This window comes from Arthrobacter sp. sptzw42 (assembly GCF_059089685.1).
The window spans coordinates 375,089-393,893 of sequence record NZ_JBNHEX010000003.1; the positions used below are offsets into that span (position 1 = coordinate 375,089).

The window sequence follows — 18,805 nt, forward strand, 5'->3', positions numbered from 1 at the left end:
GGCCAGCGGGTCCCGGAAGCCCCTTGCCCGGCGTAGGTGAGGTCAAGCGGTGCCGGCGGCGCCGCTGCCCAGCAGGCTCCGGGTCAGGGATTCGGCGTCGCCCAAAAGTTCTTCGGTGGCCGCAGCCAGGTGGGTGTCGGACACCGGCACGTCCTCGAGGGCTGCAGCAACGACCGCCCGGCGCACCAGTTCACGGGCGAACGATGCAGTGGTTCCGTGGGTACGTTCGGCGGCGGCAGCCACGGCGTCAGGACTGAAACCGGCACGCCGGCCATAGAGGCGGATCAGCTCAATCCGCTCGCCCGGCGCAGGTAACGGGATCTCCACGGCCAGGTCCACCCGGCCGGGCCGCTGTGCCAGCGCCCGCTCCAGCCTGTCCGGCCGGTTGGTGGTGAGGACAAAGGCGACGTCAGCGTCGTTATCCAGGCCGTCCATGGCATCCAGGACCTCAAAAAGCAGCGGCTGCGGCCCGTGGCCGAAACTCCTGTCCTCCGCAATCAGGTCGCAGTCCTCCAGCACCACCATCGAGGGCTGCAAAGCCCGGGCCATCCGTGCCGCCTCCGAAATGCGGGCAAGGGAGCCGCCGCTGAGGAGGATGGCAGTGGTTCCCTGACTCTGTCCAAGAAGGTACCGAACGGTGTGCGTTTTGCCTGTACCGGGCGGGCCGTAGAGCAAAATGCCGCGCTTGAGGTGCTGGCCGTGGCGCTTCAAGGTCTCGCGGTGGCCGGCAATACCGACGGCGTGACCCGCTACCTTCTGCAGAAGACCCGCCGGAAGGATGACGTCCTGCCCCGGCAGGTTTGGCCGGTGATGGAAGGTCACCCCGCCGCTGCCAGGCCCGAACTCACTCATGGTCAGGGAAATGACCTGGCCCTTCAAGACGCTCTGGCTGTCCATCCGTCGCCGGTACCCGGCGAGGAACGCCGCCCCCGTTCCAGTGTTTTCCGCCACCACCTCGAGGGCAGCTGTCTGCCGTCCGGAGCGCGGATCCGCCGCGCGCTGCAACACAGCCAGCCGGCCGCCGTCATACGTCAACAGGCGCAGCCCGAAAGCCACTGCCTGGCGTTGGGAGTCCGGCCCTACGGCCAGGTTGACGTAGTCGGGCTGGGCAATCGGAAACTGGGGAAAGGCCTGTGACTGCTGAAGCATGTCGCTCAACGACTGGTGGTGCCGCTGGCCGCCGCCGCCAATTCCCACCAACCGGCTTTCAGGATCCAGCGCCGCGATCTCCGCCGTCACGATGTCTGCATCCACGAATCTGTGCGGCGGTATCTGTTCCTCCACCACGGCGAGGTCCTCAGCAGCCCGGCCCACGTGCGCCGTTACCGTATCCAGCAGCTGCACTCCGGCCTCGCGCCGATGGCTGCGGGCCTGGGCCAGCTGCACCAAATCAGCAAAATTGTCGATGAACTTCCCCAGTTTTCATCCATTCCCAGACCCTAGCAGCACGCTCACCAGCAGCTTGGGAATCATGCGAGGATATGGTCCTGACCTCGCGCGGGTTCTAGGACCCTCGCTTGTACCGTCCTGTCCGTAGTAAGGGTTTACTCAATGCATATTTCCGCCAAGGACCTCGCGGCCCTCATCCCGCCGGGGTTCACGCTCGGGGTAGCCACTGCCGCCTTCCAGATTGAGGGCGCGCTGGAGGAGGACGGCCGGGGACCTGCCGGGTGGGATGTGTTTGCTGCCAAGCCGGGTGCCATTGTGGAGGACCACAGCCCGGTGGTGGCCTGCGACCACTACCACCGCATGCCCCAGGACGTGGCGCTCATGAAGCAGCTGGGCGTGGACTCATACCGGTTTTCGTTCGCCTGGCCCCGCATCCAGCCCACCGGCAGCGGCCCTGCCAACCGGGCCGGCCTGGCCTTCTACGACCGGCTCCTTGACGAACTCCTCGCCAACGAAATTTCGCCCATGGCCACGATCTACCACTGGGACACACCCCTGGCCTTGGACGAGGCAGGGGGCTGGATGAACCGCGATACTGCCTACCGGCTGGGGGAGTACGCCGGCATCCTGGCCGAGGCGTTCGGCGACAGGGTGGCGAGGTGGGTGACCATCAACGAGCCCGCCACCGTGAGTACCAACGGGTATTCCCTCGGCCTGCACTCGCCGGGGAAGGAGCTGGTCCTGAATGCCTTCCCCACCGTCCACCACCAGCTGCTGGGCCACGGCCTGGCTGTGCAGGCCCTGCGGGCCGCGAAGGTTCCCGGCGAAATCGGCATGACAAACGTCTACTCGCCCATGGTGCCCAACACCATCAACCCGCTGGACTACATCAGCGCTGGCCTGATGGACCTGGCGCAGAACCGGCTTTATGCGGACCCCGTGCTCACCGGGAAGTATCCGGACCTGATCCGCGCGGCCAAGTTCTTCAGTTCCTTTGAGCACCCGCCCGAAGACATGGAACTCATCTCCCAGCCGCTTGATTTCTACGGGCTGAACTACTACATGCCCACCAAGGTGGCTGTGGGGCCGGGCGGCGGCGCCGTGCCGGCAAGCATGGCCGAGGCGATGGGCAGCGACCTCAGTGCTGCGGGCAGCGGCGGAACGCCCTTCCATGTGGAGACCTGGCCGGAAGCGGACATCACGGCTTACGGCTGGCCGGTGAAGCCCGAGTACATGGCGGTGGCCCTGAAGGAGATGGCGGAGCGTTATCCAAACCTGCCGCCGGTAATCCTCACCGAGGGCGGGGCCAGCTTCGAGGACATCCTCGTCCGGGACAAGTCCACCAATACGCGGTTCATCCCCGACGAGCGCCGCCTGAAATACCTCTCGGACCACCTGGAGGCAGCGCTGCGGGCCACTGCTCCGGGCGGTGACGCCGAATCCATCGATCTGCGCGGCTATTACGTCTGGTCCCTCATGGACAACTTTGAGTGGTCCGCCGGCTACAACCAGCCTTTCGGGCTGCTCCACGTGGACCGCGAAACCCTGGAGCGTACGCCCAAGGCCTCCTACTTTTGGTTCCAGGAACTGATCGAGGAGCGGGACCTTGCCCTCGCCGCGGAGATTGCCATCGCGCAGGCGGCAGTGTCCGGGGACCTTGATGCCGGGGTTCTGGATCCGGAGGTGCTCGATACCGAAGCGCCCGACGACGGCGTCGCGCCTTTGGGTGCCAGCGCCTAGGGAGTTGCCCCAGCGGCAAGCTATGGGCCGGGAAACATGGTTAGCCGCGGTTCCCGGCCAGGCTTGTCAGAGGACGTCCAGTGTGGCGAGCTGCTTGGCCATGCCCGCACCGTCCGGCGAGTAGATCCACGGTACCTGGGAGGTGGTGTGGTCCCCGTCCTCGGAGTGGCCGCCGGCGAACACCGACTCGCTGACGGACAGCTGCCGGATGGCGATGGCCGCGACCCGGTTCGGGTTCTCCTGTGCGAATTCTGAGTAAATCGCCTCGTCGTGCTGGCCGTTGTCACCGATCAGGAGCCACTGCATGTCCGGGAACTCACTGGCCAGGCGCGCCAGGTTGCGGAGCTTGTGGTCCTGGCCGCTGCGGAACCAGCGGTCCTGCGTCAGTCCCCAGTCCGTGAGGAGCAGGGCGCCGGACGGATACATGTTGCGGGTCAGGAACCGGGCCAGCGTGGGGGCGGCATTCCACGGCCCCGTGGACAGGTAGATCACCGGCGCGTCGGGGTGCTCCACCGTGAGCCGGTCCAGCAAGACAGCCATGCCGGGAGTTGCCATGCGCGCCCGCTCGCTGAGGACAAAGGTGTTCCAGAGGGCCAGGAACGGCCGGGGCAGGGCCGTCACCATCACGGTGTCATCGATGTCCGAAACGATCCCGAACTTCACGTCCGGTGCGACAACCCGGATCCGGGCCTCCACAGGATCCGTTCCCTCCGCCCGAAGGACGGCGGTGTGCCAGCCAGGTAAAAGCTGGACGTTGACCTCGGTGTCAACCAGCCCGCCCCGGTCCGCCCGGACGTGGGTGACAACGTCGCCGATAGTGATTTCGACTTCGGTGAATTGCAGCGGCACGCTGGTGAAAGCCCGCCAGCCGCGGACGTTCTGGTTGCCGTTCTGCGCCGCGTGCTCCGCTTTGCTCCCGGGCAGCGGTTTCTGCGTCAGCAGGACCCGTCCGAGGACGCGGACCTGGGTGGTGGAGCCGTAACCCTGATAGGCAATCGTTTGGGGGACAAACTTCCAGCGCTTGGCCAACCGGATGCGCACCGAGTTTACGGTGTCCGAGATCCGGTGTGCCAGCCGGAACACCCGGTTTCCCGAGAGCGCTTCCGGCAGTCTGGCTTGCGCTGTTTTCTCTGACGAATTATTCGGAGCCGTGTCCATGGTTCCACTCTGCCACAGGGCGGCGCCCGTGGATGGGAACGCTGGGCTGCGGGGACCTGTGTGACGTCATCCTTCCCCCAGGATTGCCCGCAGGGTCTCGGCGTTCCGCACGGCGTGGCCGTCGCCGTCGTTATTGAAATACGCGTAAACATCCAGCCCCCGGCCGGACCACTCCCTGATCCGGTCCGCCCACCACTGCAGGTCCGCGTCGGAATAGGAGCCGGCATACAGGTGCTGGTGGTCCGGTCCGTGAAGCCGGACATAGGTGAAGGGCGCTGTGGTGCGCAGGAGGCAGGGAAGGTTGGCGCCGCTCATGATGCAGTAGGCAGCCTGGTGGCGCTCCAGCAGGGCGAATACTTCGGGGCAGTCCCAGCTGGGGTGGCGGAATTCCACGGTGACGCGGATCCAGTCCGGGACAGCGGCCAGGAAGTAGTCCAGCCTGGCATCGTCCCGTTCCATGCCGGGCGGCAGCTGCACCAGGAGGACGGCCCGCTTATCGCCCAGCTCGTGCCAGCACCGCGTGATGCGCTCGAGCCACACCTCGGGTTCGTAGAGTTTCCTGGCGTGTGTCAGGCCCCGGGGAGCCTTGACGGACATGTTGAAGCCGGGCGGCAACCGCCGGTTCCAGCCGGCAAACGTCGTGTCCCGGGGCCAGCGGTAGAAGCTGGCGTTCAGTTCAACGGTATGAAAACGGGCCACATAGTGCTGGAGCCGGTCCTTCACCGGCAGCTTGGGAGGATAGAGGACGTTCTCCCAGTGGTTGTAGCTCCATCCGGAGGTGCCGATGTGGATTGCCATGAATGCCTCCGGTGACTGCTGCTTTGTTTTGAGGCTACACCCCTCCACCCGGTCCACTGAGGCTCCGGCTGTGGCAGGGTAAGGGCATGGCGCGAATTGAAGATTATGCGGTTGTCGGCGACCTCCACACCGGGGCGCTGGTCAATAAGGAAGGCTCCATCGACTGGCTCTGCCTTCCCCGGTTTGATTCCCCCGCGTGCTTCAACGCACTGCTGGACACGCCCGACGCCGGCCGCTGGCTCCTGGCGCCTGCCGCCGGGGGCCCTTGTACGCGCCGGGGCTACCGGGACGGGAGCCTCATCCTGGAAACGGAGTGGGAAACCCCCGAAGGAACTGTACGTGTCATCGACTTCATGCCTCCCCGGGACTCGGTGGCGGACATTGTCCGGATTGTCGAAGGCGTCAGCGGAAGCGTCAGGATGCATGGGGAACTGACCCTCCGTTTCGACTATGGCCACATCATCCCCTGGGTGCGGCGGGACGAATACGGCCTGCACGCGATTGCCGGCCCCGATGCCGTCTACTTTGTCACCCCCGCCCCGCTGCACGGCGAGAACATGCACACCGTCAGCGACTTCACCGTCAATGCAGGGGAACGGGTCCCCTTTGTCCTCACGTGGGCGCCCAGCCACGTGGGGCGGCCGCATACCGTCGATGCCGAGGAAGTACTGGGCACCACCTATGCGTTCTGGCGGGGCTGGGCCTCGCAGTGCACCGTCGAGGGCAGATACCGGGAGGCAGTGATCCGGTCCCTCGTGACCCTGAAGGCCCTGACGTACGCCCCCACCGGCGGTATCGTGGCGGCAGTGACCACCTCGCTGCCCGAGCAGCTGGGCGGCCCCCGCAACTGGGACTACCGCTACTGCTGGCTTCGCGATGCCACCATGACGCTCCAGGCTCTGCTGGCCGCCGGTTACACCGCCGAAGCGGCCGCCTGGCGGGACTGGCTGTTGCGGGCCGTGGCCGGTGATCCGGCGGACCTGCAGATCATGTACGGGATCCATGGCGAACGGCGCCTGCCCGAGATGGAGCTGCCCTGGCTGAAGGGCTACGAAAACTCGTCCCCGGTGCGCATCGGCAACGGGGCGGCAGAACAGCTCCAGCTCGACGTTTGGGGGGAGGTGCTGGACTGCCTTGCGCTCACGCGCAACTCCCTGCTCGCGCACTCCGATGAGGCCTGGGATGTACAGGTGGCGCTGATGGAGCATCTCGAGACCATCTGGGACCAGCCGGATAACGGGCTGTGGGAAATGCGCGGCCCACGCCGCCATTTCACCCATTCCAAGGTCATGGCGTGGGTTGCCGCGGACCGGATGGTGAAGGGTGTCCGCGAGTCCGGACTGCCCGGGCCGGTGGAGCGCTGGGAAACACTCCGCGACACCATTCACCGGGATGTGATGGACAACGGATTTGATGCCCGCCGCAACACGTTTGTGCAGTCCTATGGGCGCCCGGAGCTTGACGCAAGCCTGCTCCTGATCCCGCGGGTGGGGTTCCTGCCGCCTGACGATCCCCGCGTTGGCGGAACCATCGAAGCCATCCAGCGGGAGTTGACCGAGGACGGGTTCGTGCTCCGGTACCGTCCAGCCGAGAGCGACGACGGCCTGCCGGGGGATGAGGGCGTCTTCCTCGCCTGTTCCTTCTGGCTCGTGGAGGCGCTGCTGGGCGCGGGCCGCCACGAGGAATCGAGGAAACTCTTCGAGCGCCTCCTGGGCCTGCGCAACGATGTGGGGCTGCTGAGTGAGGAATGGGGCGTCCGGGCGGGCCGCCAGCTGGGCAACACGCCCCAGGCCTTCAGTCACTTCGCGCTTGTGACAAGCGCCTTGGAGCTGCATCAGGATACGGTTCGGCGAAGTGACACCCCTATCCCGCCGGAAACGGCGCCGGCGCGCTGAGGCGGTGCGTTCAGGGTGGCACTTCTCCTTCGCGGAACAGATAAGTATACTTACTAAAACCTCATGGAGTGCTCCCAGTAAGCACATTGCCGTGACTGACGGAGGAGTGATTGCAAATGGCCGGGTATTTTGAGCTCGTGGATGCGCCTGACGGCGGCTACAGAATTCGCATGATGGACGGGACCGGGAACCTGATGGCCATCTCGGTAACCTTTCCTACCAAAAGGGCAGCGGTCGCCGGAGTGGCAATGGCGCGGGAAATCGCCGGGACCGGCCTTATCCGGGATAAGAGCCACGACGGCGCCGGCACGGTAATCCGGGAGCGCGTGCGTCCCGTAAGCACGGCCAAGGATGACGCCGCCCGGGCCAGGAAAACTCCCGGAGCCAGGCGGGCAGCGGTCGGTTAATGGCCGCGCAGAACTCTGGATCCCCTGGCGGCCGGCGCCGGCAGGGGATCCTCTTTGATATCGACGGCACCCTGATCGACTCGTCCTACATCCACACCATTTCCTGGTGGGGCGCCTTCCGACAGCACGGTTACGATATTCCGATGGCCTCCATCCACCACTACGTGGGAATGGGCGGCGACCGGTTGGTGGACAACCTCCTGCCGGCAGGCCGTGAGCGGTCCCTTGATCCTGACATCATGGCCAGCCACGCCGCGCTGTACGCCTCGCACTGGCCGAGCCTTCGTACCTTCGACGGCGTCCAGGAGTTGCTGGCGCAATGCCACGAGGCGGGGCTCGCGGTGGCCCTTGCCTCCTCGGCGCGCAAGCAGGATCTGCAGGTCATGAAGGCCCACCTGGATTCGGATGCCTTCATCGATGCAGCCACCAGCGCCGACGACGCCAAGGAAAGCAAGCCATCCCCGGACATCCTCGTGGCGGCGTTGGAGGCACTTGGCGTTGAGGCCTCCGACGCCGTGTACGTGGGAGACGCCGTGTGGGACATGAAGGCCGCTGGCGCCCTGGGCATGCCGGCTATTGCGGTGACCTGCGGGGGCGTCAGCGCCGGTGAACTGCTGGAGGCGGGGGCAGTAGAGGTTTATGAGGGACCGCGGGACCTGCTGGACAACCTCGCCACAAGCGCCATCGGCAGGCTCCTCTCGCTGGCGCCGAACGCCTGACGAGCAGCGCGTCAGAGAGTCTGGCCGCCGGCTACCGTGTCCTCGTCACCCGCGTTGGCCGGCTTGGCCCAGGAAACCGCGACACGCACCCCGCCGTCGTCGCTGCGGTCGATATCCGTCACCACATCGGATGGGCTGGCGCCCATCTCCACGATCCTCTCGCGGTAGTTTTCCACAAGCAGTTCCAGGCTTTCCTCCGTCCACTCCCCAGGGCGCATGCGGGTGGAGATCTCGACCGGTTCGGGCTGGTAAAGCGACATGTTGTTCCTCTTTCGCTGGTGAGTCCTGTGGGTATGCCTCTTCCTACGCTAGAAGCTGCAGGCCGTGACAACAAGGATTTTAGTCAGCCTGCTTACTTTTTGTTGCAGGAGCCGATAGCGTCGAAGGATGCGCGGCATGTCCGGCTGCAGTGAATAACTTCCAGGAAAGGTGAATTGTGAAAGCACTGACATGGCAGGGTAAGCGCTCCGTGAGTGTGGCAGAAGTACCTGACCCGGTGATCCAGGAACCCATGGACGCCATAGTCCGGATTACCTCCACCGCGATCTGCGGATCAGACCTGCACCTGTACGAAGTCCTGGGTCCCTACATGCACAAGGGCGACGTCATCGGCCACGAACCGATGGGTATCGTCGAAGAGGTGGGAAGCGCCGTCACCAACCTTCGCAAGGGGGACCGGGTGGTGGTTCCCTTCAACATCTCCTGCGGCCGGTGCTACATGTGCGCCCAGGGCCTGCAGTCCCAGTGCGAAACCACCCAGGTCAAGGACAAGGGCTCCGGCGCCGCACTGTTTGGCTACTCTGAGCTTTACGGTTCCGTTCCCGGCGGGCAGGCCGAGTACCTGCGCGTACCCCACGCCGACTACGGCCCGGTTAAGGTGGGCACCGAGTTGCCGGACGAGCGGTACCTTTTCCTCTCTGACATCCTTCCCACCGCATGGCAGGCAGTGGAGTACGCCGACACCCCCGCCGGCGGAACACTGGCAGTGTTCGGGCTGGGGCCCGTGGGACAGTTTTCGGGCCGCATCGGGGTCCAGCGCGGCCTGCGCGTCATTGGCATTGATCCGGTTCCCGAGCGGCGTGACATGGCAGCCCGGCACGGGATTGAGACGCTTGACTACACCAAAGACATCGCAGACCAGTTGCGGGAGATGACCGCCGGACGCGGACCTGACGCGGTGGTGGACGCCGTCGGTATGGAGGCCCACGGATCGCCGGTGGCGGGTTTCGCGCACCAGGCGCTGGGCCTCCTGCCGGATAAGTTGGCCCAGAAGGCGATGGAGACATCAGGCGTGGACCGGCTCGCTGCCCTGCATGCGTCCATCGACGCGGTGCGGCGCGGCGGAACCGTCTCCTTGAGCGGGGTCTATGGCGGGCAGGCCAGCCCCATGCCGCTGCTGACCATGTTCGACAAGCAGATTCAGCTCCGGATGGGGCAGTGCAACGTGAAGCGATGGATAGATGACCTTCTTCCCCTTGTGGAGGACGACGCCGATCCGTTGGGTGTCATGGACCTGGTCACCCACCGATCGGGGCTGGAAGGCGCACCGGCACTGTACGAAAAGTTCCAGAAGAAGGAGGACGGCTGCATCAAGGTGGTCCTCAACCCGGGCGCCTGAGCCCTGACCCTGATGCCTTGCCCCACTGGCCCGCAGTGAGCGTCCCTAAACCCTGCATGGCGGCGCTGGCTGCGGGTCAGGTCGGCCCGCACAAACTGTTCATGGCTTCCTGGGCCACGTCCTGCAGTTCGAGGACCAGCGGGTTGGATTCCAGGGTCGGTGGGGCCGGTGGGTAGGTGAGGGCCATGGTGAGCTGCCTGCTGCCGTCCTCGCTGGTCATGGACACCATGCCGTAGCCGTCCGTGTCACCGGGTAGGCCGTAGTAGAAGCGGTTGTTGCAGGTGTTGTTCCACCGACGCAGGGCAAAGCCGTAATACTGGGAGTAGCCGCCCTTCATGGCTGTCACGCTTTCGGGCGTCAGCAGCCTTCCCTGCAGCAGCGCGGCGTAGAAACGGGACACTTCCTCCACGGTGGACACGGCTCCAGTGGCAGGCCTCCCGGTATGGGAGGCCAGCATGGTTGTGTCCCTGCGGGCGCCCTCCACAGTGACGTAACCATGAACTATGTCCTTGGGCGCCGGCCCGCCCAGCCGAGTTGACTTCAGGCCCAGGGTCCCGGCGAGGTCCTCAGCCAGGACCTGTCCGATCCGCTGGCCGCGGAGCCGCTCAACGATCAGCGCGAGGGCTGCGTAGTTTGAGCGGGAATAGTCGAAGATCCGCGTCAGCCGGCCGTCCCAGGGCACGGTGGCGGCCAGAGCGAGTTGCTGTTCCAGGCTGAGCGGCCGGTTCATTGTCTCCTCCCATGGTCCGGAGGCCAGGAGGGGGACGGTGAAGTCGGGGAGGCCGGATTCGTGCGTCAGAAGCTGGCGGACTGTGACCGGCCCGGGCGGGTGGAGCACGGTCCCAAACTCGGGCAGATAGCGGCTGACCTGTGCCTCCAGGTAAAGCTTTCCCTCCTCCACCAGCCTCATCACGGAGACTGCAACGAAGGTTTCGGTGACGGTGCCTACGTGGACGGGATCGGCAACCGTGGCAGGTTCACGGGAATCGAGGCTCCGGACGCCGGCTGCATGTGTCCAGGTCTGGCCCCGGTCCCGGACGGAGATCAGGACTGCGGGGGCACCTTCCTCCAGCATGCGGGCGCTGAAATCTTCCAGAAGGGCGAAGGCGGCGGGCTTGTCCGGCTCCGGGGCTGGCGGTTCCTCAATGCAGCCCGCCGAGGCGGCCAGCAGCAGGACGGAGAACAGGGTCGCTGCAATCGCCTTCCACCCGCCCCGGTTTGTGCCCATAACCAATCTTGCCCCCGCCAGGTAGCGCAAAGTGCGGTTTTGGGATTCCAATACGACACTTAGCGCTGCCTGGTTGGGGGAGGGCGCTTAGGTGAGGCGGACCTGGCGGTTCATATCCTTGTACAGGAGGTACCGGAACTCACCGGGGCCGCCGGCATAGCAGGCCTGCGGGCAGAAGGCACGGAGCCACATGAAGTCGCCGGCCTCCACCTCCACCCAGTCATTGTTGAGCAGGTACATGGCCTTGCCCTCCAGGACGTACAGGCCGTGTTCCATCACGTGGGTTTCCGGGAACGGGATAACGCCGCCCGGCTGGAAGGTCACGATGTTGACCTGCATGTCGTGGGCCAGGTCGCTGGAGTCCGTGAAACGGGTGGTCTTCCAGACGTCGTTAGTGTCCGGCATCGACGTCGGCTCCACGTCCTTCTCGTTGGTAACGAAGGACTTGGCCTCATAGCCCTCGAGGCGTTCGTAGGCCTTGCGGATCCAGTGGAAGGAGACGACGTCGTCGGAGACGTTCTCCAGGCCCCACTCCGAGCCGGCGGCCAGGTAGGCGTAGCCGCCTTCCTCCAGTTGGTGCAGTTCGCCGTCCAGGGTGAGGTTGACCTTGCCCCGCGTCACAAAAACGACGCCTTCCACGCCGGCTTCGAACTCGGCCTTGGGAGCGCCGCCGCCGGGGCCAATCTCCACGATCAGCTGCGAGAACGTGGTGGCGAAGCCCGAAATGGGACGGGCAATAATCCAGGAACGGGTGTGGCTGAAACCGGGCAGGTTGCTGGTCACGATGTCTGTCATGACACCTTTGGGGATCACCGTGTAGGCCTCGGTGACGATGGCCCGTTCGGTGGTGAGGTGGGTCTGCGGCGGCAACCCGCCGGTGGGGGAGTAGTACTTACCCATGAAGGAGGTCCTTTGCTGGAGAATTGGAGGTGGCTGCGAGCCGCGGGTGGGCCAGCGCAGTAAGTTGGGCGATTCCGACGCCGGCGAGTGCCTGGACTTCATCGGCACCTACTGCTCCGCACTGGACGCCGCGGAGCACAAACGCTGCCAGGGCACGGGCGGTGGCGGGCTCGTCCATGACCCCGCCTTCAGTCTGCTCCACGTAGTTCCGCAGCCGCGCCGCAGCGGCCGGAAGCCCCTGCCGGTAAAAGGCGTAGGTGGCGGCGAAGCGGCTGGGCAGCTGCGCGGGATGCAGGTCCCAGCCCTGGTAGTACCCGCGTTCGAGGGACCGCCGCACCAGTCGCCCGTGCAGCTGCCAGGCGTTCTCCACGTTGTCACCCACCGGAATGATGTTGGTGGAGCCGTCGGAGAGCCGGATCCCGGTACCGGCCACGGCCAGCTGCATGACTTCCTTGGCGAAGTCCGCCACCGGGTGTTCCATCGACTGGTATTCGGCGGCAACCTGCAGCGACGCCGAGTAGTCGTACGTGCCATAGTGCAGGCCGCTGATCCGCCCCGGAACCGCGTGCGGCAGCTGCGCCACCGGAGACGTTCCCTCCGGCCCGAGAATGAGTTGCGGGGTTTCCACCTGGACCTCGAAGCGGAGCCGGCCGGAAGGCAGTGAGTGCACTTCCTCCAGGCGGGAGACCGCGTAGTCCATCGCCCGGACCTGGGCGACGGTGGTGACCTTGGGCAGGGTCAGGACCAGCCCCTCCGGCAGTTCACCTGCGGCAGCAAGTCCCGAAACGAACAGGTCCAGCGTGCGGAGCCCGCGGGCCCGGGTGGCAGCCTCGAAGCACTTGAAGCGGATACCGATGAACGGTGGAGCAGAGCCGGCAGTAACGGCGGCGGCCACTGCGGACGCCGCGGCGACGGCGGCGGTGTCCTCGGCGTCGTCGCCCCTGTCCCCAAAGCCGTCCTCAAAGTCCAGCCGCAGGTCCTCGATTGGTTCACCGGCAAGCTTGGCCTCGACGCGGGAGGCAACCGCCTCCGCCAGCGCGGCGTCCTGGCCGAGCAGCGCGCCCAGCTTGTGGAGGCCCCCGTGCGCCTCGGCCGTCGCCAGCGCCTCTGCACCCCAGCTGGCAGCGAACGACGGCGTAAAGCGGTCCGCGGGCACGTACACCGTGTGCACGGGCTGGCGGGAGCCGTCGTCGCCGGGGTAGTTGCGCTCCAGCAGGCGGTCCGTGGCGGCCAGTTGCCCGTCAATATCTGCCAGGTCCGTTGGCGACAGTGACACTTTGGGTCCTGCCATGCCTCAGCCCACCAGTTCGTAGGCCGGGGTGGTGAGGAAGTCCGTGTAGTCCTCGGAGAGGCAAATGCCTGCAATCAGGTCGCTGGCCGGCTTGTAGTAGCGGCGGAAGGCTTCATCGCCGAATTCAGTGCGCAGCCGTTCGGTTTCCTCCCCGAGGATCCGCTCCACCAGCTCCCGGGTAACAGTGTTGCCGGTGTCCGCAAGCACGGACTTGTTGCGGATCTGCTGCCACACCTGCGAGCGGGAAATTTCCGCGGTGGCGGCGTCCTCCATCAGGTTGTGGATGGCCACAGCACCGTTGCCCGAAAGCCACACGGCAGTGTAGGCAACGGCCACGTAGAGGTTCAGCCGCAGGCCCGCCTCCGTCACCTGGCCGCCGGCTGAGGCGATATCCAGCAGCTGCCCGGCCGTGACGGACACCTCGGGCCGCTGCTTGTCCAGCTGGTTCGGCCTGTCACCGAGCACGGAATCAAACACCTCACGGCACGTCGGGACCAGGTCCGGGTGGGCCACCCAGGAACCGTCGAAGCCGTCGTTCGCCTCGCGGGTCTTGTCCGCGCGGACCTTGGCGAAGGCCGCCTCGGTAACCTCGGGGTGGCGCCGGTTGGGGATGACGGCTGCCATGCCTCCCATCGCGAAGGCGCCCCGCTTGTGGCAGGTCTTGACCAGCAGTTCGGTGTACGCACGCATGAACGGCGCAGTCATCAGGACAGAGGCACGGTCCGGGAGCACAAATTCCTCGCCGGCGTCCCGGAAGTACTTGATGATGCTGAAGAGGTAATCCCAGCGGCCGGCGTTCAGGCCGGAAGCGTGGTCCCGCAGTTCGTAAAGGATCTCGTCCATTTCGAAGGCGGCCGGAATGGTTTCGATCAGAACAGTGGCACGGACGGTCCCCTGGTTCAGTCCCAGCTGATCCTGCGCGAAGACAAAGACGTCATTCCAGAGCCGGGCCTCGAGGTGGCTCTCCATCTTGGGCAGGTAGTAGTAGGGGCCCTGTCCGTTGAGGACCAGCTGCCTGGCCACGTGGAAGAAGTGCAGGCCGAAGTCCACCAGCGCGCCCACGGCCGGTTCGCCGTCGATGAGCAGGTGCTTTTCCTGCATGTGCCAGCCGCGCGGGCGGGCCACCACGACGGCGAGCGGCGCGTCGGTGCGGAGCTTGTATTCCTTGCCCTCCGCGGAGGTATGGCTGAGGGTGCCCCTGGCGGCATCGCGAAGGTTCAGGATGGCGTCGATGACGTTGCCCCAGGTGGGCGTGCTGGCATCTTCAAGGTCCGCGAGCCATACCTTGGCACCGGAGTTCAGCGCGTTGATGGCCATCTTCGCCGGCGACGCGGGACCGGTCATCTCCACCCTGCGGTCCTGCAGGGGTGCGGGCGCGGGCGCAACCTTCCAGTCGCCGTCGCGCACGTCCTGTGTTTCCGGCAGGAAGTCAAGCTTTCCCGTTTCCGCCACTCGCTGCCGCTTGACGGCGCGGGCTGCCAGGAGCTCATTGCGGGTGCCGGCGAAGCGGGTGTGCAGCTCCTCCACAAAGGCCAGCGCCTCGGGGGTGAGGATCTCCTCCGCGCGGTCGATGGGCCGGGGATCTGTGACAGTGATGGCCATTTCTGGTCCTTTCCTTGTACTGAAGTCAGGCAGTGAATCAGGCGCCGGCCAGGGCTTCTTCGAGTTCCTTGGCTGCAGCCGCGGTTGCCACGTTGGCAGCGTGGGCGGCGGCAGCAACGGCTGAGGCAACATCGGCGGCAACATGGGGATCGAAGACGCTGGGGATAATGTAACTGGCATTGAGCTCGTCGTCAGCTACCCGGTTGGCGATGGCCTCCGCGGCGGCCACCAGCATCTCCGGGGTGATGTCCGAGGCTCCGGCGTCCAGCAGGCCCCGGAAGAAGCCGGGGAAGGCCAGCACATTGTTGATCTGGTTGGGGAAGTCGCTCCGGCCGGTGGCCACCACTGCGGCATGCCTGGAGGCGACGACGGGATCGATCTCCGGCGTGGGGTTGGCCATGGCGAACACGATGGCGTTTTCTGCCATGGCGGCAACCTGCTCCTCGCCGATCACGTGCGGGGCGCTGACGCCGATGAACACGTCGGCACCTTCGAGTGCATCGTGCAGGGTTCCGGCGAAGCCTTCTTCATTGGTGTTCGCGGCAATCCAGCTGCGGTGCTCGTCGTTGTACTTCTCGCCGGAGTGGATGGCGCCAGAGCGGCCTGCGGCGATGATGTGCCGTGCGCCCTGGGCCTTCAGCAGCTGGATGATGGCGGAGCCTGCGGCGCCGACGCCGGAAACTACAATCCGAACCTCATCAAGCTTCTTGCCCACAACGCGGAGCGCGTTCACCAGGGCAGCGAGGGTGACGATGGCGGTGCCGTGCTGGTCGTCGTGGAAGACCGGGATGTCCAGTTCCTCGCGGAGCCGGTTTTCGATCTCGAAGCAGCGCGGGGCTGCGATGTCTTCCAGGTTGATGCCGCCATACACGGGAGCCATGGCCTTGGCGATCATGATGATTTCCTCGGTGTCCTGTGTATCCAGGCAGACGGGCCAGGCGTCAACGTTGGCGAACTGCTTGAACAGCGCCGCCTTGCCTTCCATCACCGGCAGCGCCGCTGCCGGGCCGATGTTGCCCAGGCCCAGGACGGCCGAACCGTCGGTGAGAACGGCGATGGTGTTGCGCTTGACGGTCAGGTTGCGGGCTGCCGCGGGATCCTCGGCGATGGCCAGGCAGACGCGGGCGACGCCGGGAGTGTAGGCGCGGGAGAGATCGTCGCGGTTGCGCAGGGCCACCTTGGGGACGACCTCCAGCTTGCCGCCCAGGTGCATGAGGAAGGTGCGGTCCGAGACGTGCTGGACCGTGACGCCGTCGAGCGCGTTGAGGGCGTCTTTGACCCTGCCGGCGTGCTCGTCGTCGGTGGTGTTGCAGGTGACATCGACCACCAGGGTCTCGTGGTGGGACTCACTGACGTCCAGGGCGGTGATGGCTGCACCCGCGGCGCCGACGGCCGCGGCGAGCTCGCTGGTGGCGCTGAAGCTTGAGGGTGCTTCCACGCGCAGGGTGATCGAATTTCCGGGGCTGGGGTTCGCCATTGAATGTCCTCTTCTTCGGCCCGGGACGGGCAGCTGCTGAAACAAAATGTTTTCGTATTATGGATATTATTATCTACTTAGTGGAAAGACAACCCCTTCCGGTTCGTCATCGCTTCCATAAGACAGGTGCTGTATCTTGAGAGCATTAGGGCAATTCTTTTCACGATGCGGATAAGACTTGTCGGAATCCGAGTCCACAGGAGACTGGTACATGGCTGAGAAAGCCGCAGGTGGCGTCCAATCCGTTGAGCGCGTCTTCGAACTGCTGGAACTGATCACAGACGCCGGCGGCGACGTCACTCTTAGCGAACTGTCCTCCTCTACGGACCTGCCGCTGCCTACGATCCACCGGCTGCTCCGGACACTGGTGTCGCTGGGCTACATCCGGCAGCTGCCGAACCGGCGGTATGCCCTGGGCCCGCGGCTCATCCGGCTGGGGGAAGGAGCCAACAAGCAGCTTGGCGCCGTGGCCCGCCCGCAGCTCAAGACTCTGGTGGACCGGCTGGGGGAAACCTCCAACATGGCCGTGCTCGACTCGGACATGGTGATCTATGTGGCGCAGGTGCCGTCGCTGCACTCGATGCGGATGTTCACCGAGGTGGGCCGGCGCGCCCACACCCATGCCACCGGCGTCGGCAAAGCCATCCTGGCCCAGTTGGATGATGACACGGTCCGCGGGATCGTTACCCGTGCCGGGATGCCAACCCCCACGGCCAAGAGCATCGGAGATGTCGAGGACCTGCTGGCCGATCTCAAGCTCATCCGGGAACGCGGCTACTCCATTGACGAGGAGGAGCAGGAGCTGGGTGTGCGCTGCTTCGCCATGGCCGTGCCCAACGCGCCCACTCCCGCGGCGATTTCCGTTTCCGGGCCGGTGTCACGGGTGGACGGGAACTTCGCCGACCAGGCTGTGCCCGTGCTCCGCGAGGCGGCCGAGGCCATCTCCCTGGAGCTTAACCGCACCTGACGCGCCATGCTGAGCACGACGGCGGCCCGCTCCTTCCTCAAGCGGGCCGCCGTCGTTCTTTTGTTGCGGTGCTAGTGCTCTGACGCCTTTTCGGACGACTGGACCGGGACTTCCTTGCCGTCGCAGTCGATGAGCTTGCCGCCCTCGAAGCGGTCGCCGTCCGCCAGGCATTTCAGGTCCTCTTCCCGGACCACCCGCCCGGTACCGGCCACAAACACCGACTGGTTTTCCGAGTTGCCGGCCTTGAGGTGGTTGAAGAGCAGGTTCAGCAGGATGGCCATCACGGCTGCTGAGCTGATGCCGGAGTGGAAGATGGTGCTGAACCAGGACGGGAACTGATCGTAAAAGGTGGGGGCGGCGATGGGAATCATGCCGAACCCGATGGAGGCGGCCACGATGATCAGGTTCATGTTGTTCCGGTACTCCACCTTTGCCAGCGTCCTGATGCCGCTGGCTGCCACCGTGCCGAAGAGCACGATGCCTGCACCGCCAAGGACGGCGGTGGGCACGGCGGCGACGACCCGGCCCAGGACCGGCAGGAGACCCAGCAGTACGAGGATCACACCACCGGCCGCCACTACGTAGCGGCTCTTGATCCTGGTGACAGCCACCAGGCCCACGTTCTGGGCAAAGGCGCTTTGGGTAAATGAGCCAAAAATAGGAGCGATCAGGCTCGAACCCATGTCTGCCCGCAAGCCTGCCGCAATCCGCTTGGAGTCCGTCCGGGTCCCGACGATTTCGCCTACGGCGAGGATGTCGGCCATGGTTTCAGTCAGGATCACCAGCACCACGATCACCATGGAGATGATGGCCGCGATTTCAAAGGTCGGAGCGCCGAGGTGGAACGGGGTTGGAAAGGCAACGATGGGGCCGTTGCCCACCTTGGAAAAATCCGCCATGCCTGTGATGACGGCAATAAGGGTGCCGCCCACCATCGCCAGGAGGATGGACAGGCGGGAAAGCGTTGCGCTGCCCACCTTGCTCAGGAGCAGGACCAGCACCAGGGTGGCGGCGGCGAGGCCGATGTTCGCCGTACTCCCGTAGTTCTCTGCGGTCCGGTTTCCGCCCATCGCCCAGTTGGCGGCAACCGGCATGAGGGTCAGGCCAATGGTGGTGATGACGGTGCCGGTCACTACCGGCGGAAAGAACCTGACGATTTTCGAAAAGACCGGCGCAATCAGCAGGCCGATCGCCGCGGAGACCATGACTGCCCCGAAGACTGCCGGGAGCCCGCCGCCGCCGCTGACGATGGCGACCATTGTGGCAACGCTGGCAAACGATACGCCCTGCACCAGGGGCAGTTGCGAGCCAAAGAAAGGGACGCCGATGGTCTGCAGCAGCGTGGCCAGGCCGCCCATAAAGAGGGCGGCCGCGATCAGGATGCCGATGTCCGCAGGTGACAGCCCGGCGGCCTGGCCCACAATCAGCGGAACAGCGATGATGCCGCCGTACATTGTCAGGACGTGTTGGAAGCCGTAGGCGAAACTGCTTCCTACGGACAGGCGCTCATCTTCGGGCCTGTTGGAAACGGCGCGCTTACTGTGTTGTCTGGAGGCGCCTTTGAAGGGGTTTTTGGTGTTCATGGCAGACTTTCTGGTTCATGGCAGACGTCTTCG

Annotated in this window: 16 protein-coding genes; 6 read left to right on the forward strand and 10 right to left on the reverse strand. The window is 65.4% G+C overall.

Annotated elements, in window-relative coordinates:
* Positions 1-42: 42 nt before the first annotated feature.
* Complete coding sequence (locus tag AC5RT4_RS05835) at positions 43-1,386, reverse strand: AAA family ATPase (protein ID WP_494105133.1); 1,344 nt, start codon at positions 1,384-1,386, stop codon at positions 43-45.
* A gap of 165 nt (positions 1,387-1,551) precedes the next feature.
* Between AC5RT4_RS05835 and AC5RT4_RS05840 the strand changes: the two genes are divergently transcribed.
* Entirely contained in the window at positions 1,552-3,129 is a 1,578-nt protein-coding gene (locus AC5RT4_RS05840; RefSeq protein ID WP_494105134.1) for a glycoside hydrolase family 1 protein, read from the forward strand.
* Positions 3,130-3,195: 66 nt separating this feature from the next.
* Here AC5RT4_RS05840 and AC5RT4_RS05845 read toward each other — a convergent pair whose 3' ends face one another.
* Positions 3,196-4,287, reverse strand: a complete 1,092-nt coding sequence (locus tag AC5RT4_RS05845) for an App1 family protein phosphatidate phosphatase (RefSeq protein ID WP_494105135.1) — start codon at positions 4,285-4,287, stop codon at positions 3,196-3,198.
* A 66-nt stretch (positions 4,288-4,353) separates the two neighbouring features.
* A complete protein-coding gene (locus AC5RT4_RS05850; RefSeq protein ID WP_494105136.1) occupies positions 4,354-5,085 on the reverse strand; it encodes a DUF72 domain-containing protein in 732 nt (243 codons plus the stop codon).
* 86 nt (positions 5,086-5,171) lie between these two features.
* Between AC5RT4_RS05850 and AC5RT4_RS05855 the strand changes: the two genes are divergently transcribed.
* From AC5RT4_RS05855 to AC5RT4_RS05865, 3 genes are all read left to right on the forward strand, one after another.
* Positions 5,172-6,980: a glycoside hydrolase family 15 protein gene (locus AC5RT4_RS05855; RefSeq protein WP_494105137.1), complete on the forward strand. Its 1,809-nt coding sequence runs from the start codon at positions 5,172-5,174 to the stop codon at positions 6,978-6,980.
* Between the two features lie 116 nt (positions 6,981-7,096).
* Positions 7,097-7,387 carry a hypothetical protein gene (locus AC5RT4_RS05860; RefSeq protein ID WP_494105138.1) on the forward strand — a complete coding sequence of 97 codons (291 nt, stop codon included), beginning with the start codon at positions 7,097-7,099 and terminating at the stop codon, positions 7,385-7,387.
* Positions 7,387-8,106 (forward strand): HAD family hydrolase, encoded by a 720-nt coding sequence (locus AC5RT4_RS05865; RefSeq protein ID WP_494105139.1) that lies wholly within the window; start codon positions 7,387-7,389, stop codon positions 8,104-8,106. The genes AC5RT4_RS05860 and AC5RT4_RS05865 overlap by 1 nt, the downstream gene beginning before the upstream one ends.
* An 11-nt stretch (positions 8,107-8,117) precedes the next feature.
* On the opposite strand, the gene AC5RT4_RS05870 is transcribed toward AC5RT4_RS05865, so the two are convergent.
* Complete coding sequence (locus tag AC5RT4_RS05870; protein ID WP_494041407.1) at positions 8,118-8,366, reverse strand: hypothetical protein; 249 nt, start codon at positions 8,364-8,366, stop codon at positions 8,118-8,120.
* A gap of 176 nt (positions 8,367-8,542) precedes the next feature.
* Here AC5RT4_RS05870 and AC5RT4_RS05875 point away from each other — a divergent pair, with 176 nt between their 5' ends.
* Positions 8,543-9,724, forward strand: coding sequence for a zinc-dependent alcohol dehydrogenase (locus tag AC5RT4_RS05875; RefSeq protein WP_494105140.1), 1,182 nt, complete (start codon positions 8,543-8,545; stop codon positions 9,722-9,724).
* Positions 9,725-9,800: 76 nt separating this feature from the next.
* Here AC5RT4_RS05875 and AC5RT4_RS05880 read toward each other — a convergent pair whose 3' ends face one another.
* The 5 genes from AC5RT4_RS05880 to AC5RT4_RS05900 all read right to left on the reverse strand — a co-directional run bounded on the left by AC5RT4_RS05880 (position 9,801) and on the right by AC5RT4_RS05900 (position 16,222).
* Positions 9,801-10,952, reverse strand: a complete 1,152-nt coding sequence (locus tag AC5RT4_RS05880; protein WP_494041409.1) for a serine hydrolase domain-containing protein — start codon at positions 10,950-10,952, stop codon at positions 9,801-9,803.
* An 87-nt stretch (positions 10,953-11,039) separates the two neighbouring features.
* Positions 11,040-11,852 (reverse strand): bifunctional allantoicase/(S)-ureidoglycine aminohydrolase, encoded by an 813-nt coding sequence (locus AC5RT4_RS05885; protein WP_494041410.1) that lies wholly within the window; start codon positions 11,850-11,852, stop codon positions 11,040-11,042.
* Positions 11,845-13,143, reverse strand: coding sequence for a DUF6986 family protein (locus AC5RT4_RS05890; protein ID WP_494041411.1), 1,299 nt, complete (start codon positions 13,141-13,143; stop codon positions 11,845-11,847). Before AC5RT4_RS05890 ends, AC5RT4_RS05885 begins: the two co-directional genes overlap by 8 nt.
* Before the next feature lie 3 nt (positions 13,144-13,146).
* Positions 13,147-14,745, reverse strand: coding sequence for a malate synthase A (gene aceB, locus AC5RT4_RS05895; protein WP_494041412.1), 1,599 nt, complete (start codon positions 14,743-14,745; stop codon positions 13,147-13,149).
* Between the two features lie 37 nt (positions 14,746-14,782).
* A complete protein-coding gene (locus AC5RT4_RS05900) occupies positions 14,783-16,222 on the reverse strand; it encodes an NAD-dependent malic enzyme (protein ID WP_494041413.1) in 1,440 nt (479 codons plus the stop codon).
* 211 nt (positions 16,223-16,433) lie between these two features.
* Here AC5RT4_RS05900 and AC5RT4_RS05905 point away from each other — a divergent pair, with 211 nt between their 5' ends.
* Positions 16,434-17,189, forward strand: a complete 756-nt coding sequence (locus tag AC5RT4_RS05905; protein ID WP_494041414.1) for an IclR family transcriptional regulator — start codon at positions 16,434-16,436, stop codon at positions 17,187-17,189.
* Between the two features lie 71 nt (positions 17,190-17,260).
* On the opposite strand, the gene AC5RT4_RS05910 is transcribed toward AC5RT4_RS05905, so the two are convergent.
* Positions 17,261-18,772 carry a nucleobase:cation symporter-2 family protein gene (locus tag AC5RT4_RS05910; protein ID WP_494041415.1) on the reverse strand — a complete coding sequence of 504 codons (1,512 nt, stop codon included), beginning with the start codon at positions 18,770-18,772 and terminating at the stop codon, positions 17,261-17,263.
* Between the last annotated feature and the right edge of the window lie 33 nt (positions 18,773-18,805).

Coding starts and splice junctions, on each gene's coding strand:
- AC5RT4_RS05840 (WP_494105134.1), top strand. CDS start 1,552: ATGCATATTTCCGCCAAGGACCTCGCGGCCCTCATCCCGCCGGGGTTC.
- AC5RT4_RS05845 (WP_494105135.1), bottom strand. CDS start 4,287: ATGGACACGGCTCCGAATAATTCGTCAGAGAAAACAGCGCAAGCCAGA.
- AC5RT4_RS05850 (WP_494105136.1), bottom strand. CDS start 5,085: ATGGCAATCCACATCGGCACCTCCGGATGGAGCTACAACCACTGGGAG.
- AC5RT4_RS05855 (WP_494105137.1), top strand. CDS start 5,172: ATGGCGCGAATTGAAGATTATGCGGTTGTCGGCGACCTCCACACCGGG.
- AC5RT4_RS05860 (WP_494105138.1), top strand. CDS start 7,097: ATGGCCGGGTATTTTGAGCTCGTGGATGCGCCTGACGGCGGCTACAGA.
- AC5RT4_RS05865 (WP_494105139.1), top strand. CDS start 7,387: ATGGCCGCGCAGAACTCTGGATCCCCTGGCGGCCGGCGCCGGCAGGGG.
- AC5RT4_RS05870 (WP_494041407.1), bottom strand. CDS start 8,366: ATGTCGCTTTACCAGCCCGAACCGGTCGAGATCTCCACCCGCATGCGC.
- AC5RT4_RS05880 (WP_494041409.1), bottom strand. CDS start 10,952: ATGGGCACAAACCGGGGCGGGTGGAAGGCGATTGCAGCGACCCTGTTC.
- AC5RT4_RS05885 (WP_494041410.1), bottom strand. CDS start 11,852: ATGGGTAAGTACTACTCCCCCACCGGCGGGTTGCCGCCGCAGACCCAC.
- AC5RT4_RS05890 (WP_494041411.1), bottom strand. CDS start 13,143: ATGGCAGGACCCAAAGTGTCACTGTCGCCAACGGACCTGGCAGATATT.
- aceB (WP_494041412.1), bottom strand. CDS start 14,745: ATGGCCATCACTGTCACAGATCCCCGGCCCATCGACCGCGCGGAGGAG.
- AC5RT4_RS05900 (WP_494041413.1), bottom strand. CDS start 16,222: ATGGCGAACCCCAGCCCCGGAAATTCGATCACCCTGCGCGTGGAAGCA.
- AC5RT4_RS05905 (WP_494041414.1), top strand. CDS start 16,434: ATGGCTGAGAAAGCCGCAGGTGGCGTCCAATCCGTTGAGCGCGTCTTC.
- AC5RT4_RS05910 (WP_494041415.1), bottom strand. CDS start 18,772: ATGAACACCAAAAACCCCTTCAAAGGCGCCTCCAGACAACACAGTAAG.